At 71.4% G+C, this 6,578-nt stretch carries 5 protein-coding genes and 1 pseudogene; 4 read left to right on the top strand and 2 right to left on the bottom strand.

From position 1 onward, the window contains the following. The 3 genes and pseudogenes from GJ633_RS12805 to GJ633_RS12795 form a co-directional block, all read left to right on the top strand. Positions 1-313, top strand: a pseudogene (locus tag GJ633_RS12805) (cation-translocating P-type ATPase); the annotation flags it as partial. A gap of 116 nt (positions 314-429) precedes the next feature. Next, complete coding sequence (locus GJ633_RS12800; RefSeq protein ID WP_156589140.1) at positions 430-1,836, top strand: phosphoglucomutase/phosphomannomutase family protein; 1,407 nt, start codon at positions 430-432, stop codon at positions 1,834-1,836. A gap of 185 nt (positions 1,837-2,021) precedes the next feature. Continuing rightward, entirely contained in the window at positions 2,022-2,765 is a 744-nt protein-coding gene (locus GJ633_RS12795) for a DNA polymerase sliding clamp (RefSeq protein ID WP_156589139.1), read from the top strand. Positions 2,766-2,795: 30 nt separating this feature from the next. Here GJ633_RS12795 and GJ633_RS12790 read toward each other — a convergent pair whose 3' ends face one another. After that, positions 2,796-4,550 (bottom strand): histidine kinase N-terminal 7TM domain-containing protein, encoded by a 1,755-nt coding sequence (locus GJ633_RS12790; RefSeq protein WP_156589138.1) that lies wholly within the window; start codon positions 4,548-4,550, stop codon positions 2,796-2,798. Between the two features lie 77 nt (positions 4,551-4,627). After that, positions 4,628-5,221, bottom strand: a complete 594-nt coding sequence (locus tag GJ633_RS12785) for a hypothetical protein (RefSeq protein ID WP_321169075.1) — start codon at positions 5,219-5,221, stop codon at positions 4,628-4,630. A 153-nt stretch (positions 5,222-5,374) separates the two neighbouring features. Here GJ633_RS12785 and mdh point away from each other — a divergent pair, with 153 nt between their 5' ends. Beyond that, the gene (gene mdh / locus GJ633_RS12780) at positions 5,375-6,289 is read left to right on the top strand and encodes a malate dehydrogenase (protein ID WP_156589137.1); all 915 of its coding nucleotides are present in this window, start codon (positions 5,375-5,377) and stop codon (positions 6,287-6,289) included. Positions 6,290-6,578: the final 289 nt, after the last annotated feature.

Here is a 6,578-nt window from a genome sequence, read left to right as displayed (position 1 = left end):
CAACGACGCGCCCGCGCTCGCCGCGGCCGACCTCGGCGTCTCTGTCGCCAGCGGCACCGACCTCGCCGCCGACGCCGCCGACGCGGTCCTCCTGGACGACCGGCTCTCGGCGATCCCGGAGCTGTTCGCGATCACCCGCGGGACGAACCGGCGACTCAAGCAGAACCTCGGCTGGGCGTTCCTCTACAACGCGGTCGCGGTCCCGATGGCCGTTGCGGGGGTCCTCAACCCACTGCTGGCCGCGCTCGCGATGGCGTCGAGCAGCATTCTCGTGGTGACGAACTCCGCGCGGACCGTCTACGACGGGTCGTGACGCACGTCGGCGGCCGTCCTTCCGTTGCCGAGCGTCGCGACCGGGGCTCGGCCCGGGCCCCGTCGGCGGACGGCCCGACACCGAGCCTTATTGTCTCGGCCGACGACGGACCCCACATGGACGCGATCTCTTTCGGCACGGACGGGTGGCGCGCGACGCTCGACACGTTCACCGACGAGCGGGTGCGGATCGTGGGGCAGGCGGTCGCCGACCACCTCGCGGCGGCCGGCCGCTCGGAGCCGGTCGCGGTGGGGTACGACGCCCGGGAGACCTCGGAGGGGTTCGCCGAGAGCCTCGCCGAGGTGCTGGCCGGCAACGGCTTCGACGTGCTGCTCCCCGAGCGCGACGTGCCGACGCCTGTCGTCGCGTACGCGATCGTCGACCGCGGGCTCGCGGGGGCCTGCATGGTGACGGCCTCGCACAACCCGCCCGAGTACAACGGCGTGAAGTTCATCCCGCACGACGGCGCCCCCGCGCTCCCCGGAGTCACCGAGGACGTCGTCGAGCGGCTCGCGGAGCCCGACCTGTTCCCCGAGGACGAGCGCGGCGACGTCCGGCGCGTCGACCTCGTGAGCGACCACGCCGCGGCCGCCCGCGAGGTGGTTGGCGACGTCGCCGGGAGCGAGGGCGACGGCGTCGACCTCGACGGGCTCACGGTCGCGTACGACGCGATGCACGGCAGCGGCCGCGGCGTGACGGACGCCCTCATCGAATTGGCGGGCGCCGAGGTCGTCAGGCTGCGCTGCGATCGCGACGTCACCTTCGGCGGCGACTCGCCGGAGCCGAGCGCCGAGCACCTGGAGGGGCTGGCCGACCTCGTGACCGACCCCGACAGCGACGTCGACCTCGGGATCGCCAACGACGGCGACGCCGACCGGATCGCGGCCGTCACCCCCGATCGCGGCGTGCTCGACGCCAACCTGTTTTACGCCGCCTGCTACGACCGGCTCCTCGAGGGCGCCGCCGGCCCGGCGGTCCGCACCGTCTCGACGACGTTCCTCGTCGACCGGATCGCCGAGGCCCACGGCGAGGAGGTGTTCGAGACGCCGGTCGGCTTCAAGTGGGTCGCGGAGGCGATGGGCGAGCACGACGCGCTGTTCGGCGGCGAGGAGTCCGGCGGGTTCACCGTCCGGGGGCACGTCCGCGAGAAGGACGGCGTGTTGATGGCGCTGCTCGCGGCCGCCACCCACGCCGCGGAGCCGCTCGACGAGCGGGTCGACCGCCTGCTCGACGAGCACGGGACGATCGCGTCCGGGAAGGTCTCGCTCGACTGCCCCGACGACCGCAAGGCGGGGGTCCTCGACGAACTCGAAGACCACATCCCGGAGTCGGTGTGCGGCTCCCCGGTCGCAAAGGTGGTCACGCTCGACGGCTTCAAGCTCCTCCTGGAGAACGGGTCGTGGCTGCTCGTGCGTCCCTCCGGGACCGAGCCGAAGCTCCGGGTGTACGCCGAGGCCGACAGCGACGACGCGGTCGAGGCCCTGCTCGCCGAGGGGAGAGAGCTCGTCGAGCCGCTGATCTAGGACCCGGGATCGCCCATACAGCACACCGTGCGATGGCGTCGCCGGCGGCAGCGCCGCCGGCTGCAAGCGAGCGCTTCGCGCTCGCCCTGTGATCCGGTGAGCGGCCGGCAGGCCGGGAATCCGAGCGATCGCTCGTCGCTCCGATCGGGTGCCTTTTTAGGTGATACCGCCGTAGCCGCACCTATATGTTCAAGGCCATCGTGGGCGCGTCGACGCTGCAGGACGCGCTCGATTCGGTGAGCGTGTTGGTCGACGAGTGTAAGATCCGCCTGAACGAGGAGACGTTCTCGATCCGGGCCGTCGACCCCGCCAACGTCGGCATGGTCGATCTCACCCTCGAGGCCGCCGCGTTCGAGTCCTACGAGGCCGACGGCGGCGTCATCGGCGTCAACCTCGCGCGCCTCGAAGACATCGCCGGCATGGCCAACTCGGGCGACCTGATCCACCTGGAACTCGACGAGGAGACCCGCAAGCTCCACATCCAGATCGACGGCCTGAGCTACACCCTCGCGCTCATCGACCCCGATTCCATCCGCCAGGAGCCGGACATCCCCGACCTCGATCTGGCCGCCGAGATCGTCGTCGAGGGCGCACAGCTCGACCGCGGGATCACGGCCGCCGACATGGTCTCGGACCACATCCGCCTCCGCGTCGACGAGGACGAGGAAGCCTTCTTCATCGAGGCCGAAGGTGACACCGACGACGTCGATCTCAAGCTCACCCGCGAGGACCTCATCGCGCTCACCGCCGGCCCCGCGGACTCGCTGTTCTCGCTCGACTACCTGAAGGACATGAACAAGGCGATTCCCGGCGACGCGGAGGTCACCATCGAACTCGGCGAGGAGTTCCCCGTCAAGCTCCACTACAGCTTCGCCGAGGGGCTCGGGAGCGTGACGTTCATGCTCGCCCCTCGCATTCAGAGCGACTAACGCGGCCGCCCGACCCGCCCGGACACGCGGTCAGGACCCGTCGGCGACCGGAATCGTGACCGTCACCGTCGTTCCGCGCGGCTCGCGCTCGGCGTAGTCGACGTCGGCCCCGAGGTCGTCGGCCGCCCACGCGACGACCCACAGGCCGAGCCCCGACCCGTGTTCGAGTGCGGTCTCGCGACCCGACTCGACGGCCTCGACCTCGTGGGGAGGGATCCCGGGGCCGTCGTCCGCGACCGTGACGACGAGCGCGTCCGGCTCGGCCGCGACCGTCACCGCGACCCACGGACCCCCGTCCGTCCGCTCCGTCCCCTTGCCGTCGTGGTGTTCGAGCCCGTTCTCGATCAGGTTCTCGACGAGCGCCCGGAGCGCGGTGGCGCGGAGGCGGACACGACCGACGTCGGCACCGACGTCGACCTCGACGGTCGCGTCCGGGACCGTCTCGCGGCTCCGGGCGGCGACCGCCTCGACGAGCGCCGGAACGTCGACGCTCGCGGGCGCCTCCTCCGCGAGGAGGTCGTCGACGGTGCCGGCCTTCTCGCCGAGCGCGGCCAGCGCTCCGGCCCGGCGCTCGATCGCGTCGGCCATCCGGCCGAGTTCGGGGTCGTCGAGCCGCTCGGCGAGCAGTTCGCCGTACCCGTGGACGACGCCGGCGTCGTTGCGGAGGTTGTGCCGGAGCACCCGATTGAGCACCTCCAGCTGTTGGCGGCGGCGCTCCCGCTCGGTGACGTCCGAGAAGACGACCGTGTGGCCGACGTGGGTGCCGCTGGGGTCCGAGAGCGGCGAGGTCGACACCGCGTACGTCCGACGGCCGCGGTCGGTGGCGATCTCGATCTCCGCGTCGACCGCCTCGGGGGGTACGCGGGCGTCGCTCCCCCCGTCGTCGTCGCCGCTCTCGAGGATCGACACGTCGAGGAAGGCGTCGAGCGGCCGGTCCCGCGCCGAGGACTCGGAGACGCCGAGCAGCGCCTCGGCGGCGGGGTTGAGCCGGACGATCCGGCCGTCCGTCGCGACCACGACGATGGGGTCGGCGAGGTCGTCGACGGCGGTCCGCTCGGCCGCGCGGCTGGTGGTCGGGTGCCGGTCGAACATCTCGGCGCGGCCGAACGCGTACGCGTCGAGCAGGACGTGAGGGACGAACATGACCGGCGCGAGCTGGAGCTGTGGCGCGGGTCCCACCCCCAGCGCCCACGCGACGAGCGCGATCCCCGGGGGAAGCGAGCTCAGCGCGACGGCGGCGCTCTCTCGGCGATACAGCGGTCCGTAGCTGAGCAGCGTGTCGACGAGGAGGAACACCCCGCTGGCGACGAGCACGGACTCGACCGCGACGACGAGCGACGCCCACGGGCCGAACGCGTACGAGACGGTCGCGACGCCGAAGACGGGATCGATCCGAAAGTCGGTCCAGAACGCGCCGTGGACGCCGTTGGTCGCGAGCAGCAGCGTCGAAACGAGGCCGAAGCCGACGACCGCGGCGAACAGCCGGCTCCGGATCACGTCGCCGCGACCGGTGTACGCCAGCGCGAACCCGAGGAAGGCGATCCCGGTCCAGACGACGCCGAGCCACATCGTCGCCTCCAGGACGGCCCGGACGGTTCGGTCGGCGACGAGCAGCCCGATCCCGTAGGAGAGACACCACGTCGCCTGCGCAGCGAAGACGCCGAGGAACCAGTCGACGCCCAGGCGACCGCGGTGTCGGCGGAGCGCCCAGGCGAGGCCGATCGCCCCCGTGCCGCCGGCGATCGATCCGGCCGCGGGCCAGGCCGAGAGCGCGTCGAGCGCCATCGTGGGTCAGGACGGCGACGGGTCGGGTAAAGCTGTCGCGCCGGGTGTCCGGCGGTCGACGGCGCCGGGTGTGCCCCTCACCGGTGCCGCTCGATCACGCGCTTCGCGGCCTGTCCCTTCTCTTTCCAGCCGTACCCCTGCTCGTACACGTGGCGTTTCGCGTCGACCAGCTCTCCGGGGGTCGCCTCGTCGAAGCCCCCGCGGTCCCACGCGCCCGACTCCCGGAGCCACTCGATCACGTTCTCTCTGGTCTCCGGCCACGAGAGCCCGACCATCTCGTACCACGCGATCATCGCGAACACCGCGTTGTCGTGACAGCCGGGGACGGAGCCGTGCTCGTAGACGGTCCGCATCGGCTCCCGGGCCGGCTCGGAGACGCGTTCCTTGAACTCGGCGGCGGTGAGCAGCCGCAGCCGGTCATCGTCCGCGACGACGCGCTGGTCGCGTTCGAGCGCGTCGAGCGCGGCCTTGTGGAGCCCGCTCCACTCGCCGTGGACCGCCTCGCGGAGCGTCGACTCGTCCATCCCGTCCGGCTCCGCGGAGAGGACGGTGAGCAGGTCCGTGTACGCCTTCTCGACGGTCGGCCAGCTCACGCCCTCGAAGTCGCAGTCGGCGTCGTGGAGGCTGTTTGTCGTCCGACAGCCGGGACACGGGTAGCGGAACGTCGGCACTACGACGCACTGCGTCGTCACCGGAGTTAGGGTTTTCGCGACGGCGCGGTCGGGGATCGTCACCCGAGCGGCCGGAGACGGTTCGCCGCGCGAACCGAACGTATCCGACGTTCCGAAACGTTTACTCGCCGGCCAGCCGCGGATCCACACGGTATGACAAAAGTCAGCGTCATCGGTGCGGCGGGGACCGTCGGAGCCGCCGCCGGCTACAACCTCGCGTTGCGCGACGTGGTCGACGAGCTCGTCTTCGTCGACATCCCGGACCAGCGAGAGACGACGATCGGGCAGGCGGCCGACACGAACCACGGCGTCGCCTACGACTCGAACACGACCGTCCGGCAGGGGGAGTACGCGGACACCGCCGGCTCGGACGTGGTCGTGATCACCGCCGGGATCCCTCGCAAGGAGGGCCAGACCCGGATCGACCTGGCCGGCGACAACGCGCCGATCATGGAGGACATCGGCTCGCAGCTCGCCGAGCACAACGACGACTTCGTCACCGTCACCACCTCGAACCCGGTGGACCTGCTCAACCGCCACCTCTACGAGGCGGGCGACCGGGACCGCGGCCAAGTGGTCGGCTTCGGCGGCCGGCTCGACTCCGCGCGCTTCCGGTACGTCCTCTCGGAGCGGTTCGACGCGCCCGTCAAGAACGTCGAGGCGACGATCCTCGGCGAGCACGGCGACGCGCAGGCACCCGTCTTCTCGAAGGTGCGCGTGAACGGCCGCGACCCGAGCTTCGACGCCGACGAGAAGGAAGAGATCCTCGAGGACCTCCAGGAGTCCGCGATGGACGTGATCAGCCGGAAGGGCGCGACCCAGTGGGGCCCCGCCACCGGCGTCGCCCACACGGTCGAGGCGATCCTCCGGGACACCGGCGAGGTGCTCCCCTGCTCGGTCGTGCTCGACGGCGAGTACGGCTACGACGACACCGCGATCGGCGTCCCCGCCAAGCTCGGCTCGAACGGCGTCGAGGAGGTGATCGAGTGGGAGCTCGACAAGTACGAGTCGGACCTGCTCGACGACGCCGCCGAGAAGCTCTCGGAGCAGTACGAGAAAATCGCGTAGCGCGGCAAATTCCGTTTTTCTTTCGGACGATTATGCGTACAGAAACGATGATGCGTGCAGCACTCCCGAGCGTCGCCGACGTGTCGTCTGTACATGATCCGTCGCGGTCGGCGCGCTCCGGTGAGCGGGCGCGACAGCGCACGCGAACCCGAGCGCGAGGGAGGTCGAGGGGACCCGCCGGCGGGTCCGGCGGGTCGCCGAGGCCGAGGCTGGGGAGGCGTGAGGCTGCGGTTGCGGTGGGGCTGGGAGCGGAACGCAAAGGGGCAGTCGCCGGCGGCAACGCCGCCGG

The sequence above is a fragment of the Halorubrum sp. CBA1125 genome (assembly GCF_009742825.1).
GTDB lineage: Archaea > Halobacteriota > Halobacteria > Halobacteriales > Haloferacaceae > Halorubrum.
Note: the sequence above shows the minus strand (reverse complement) of the source record. Positions and strands in the feature narration are given on the sequence as shown.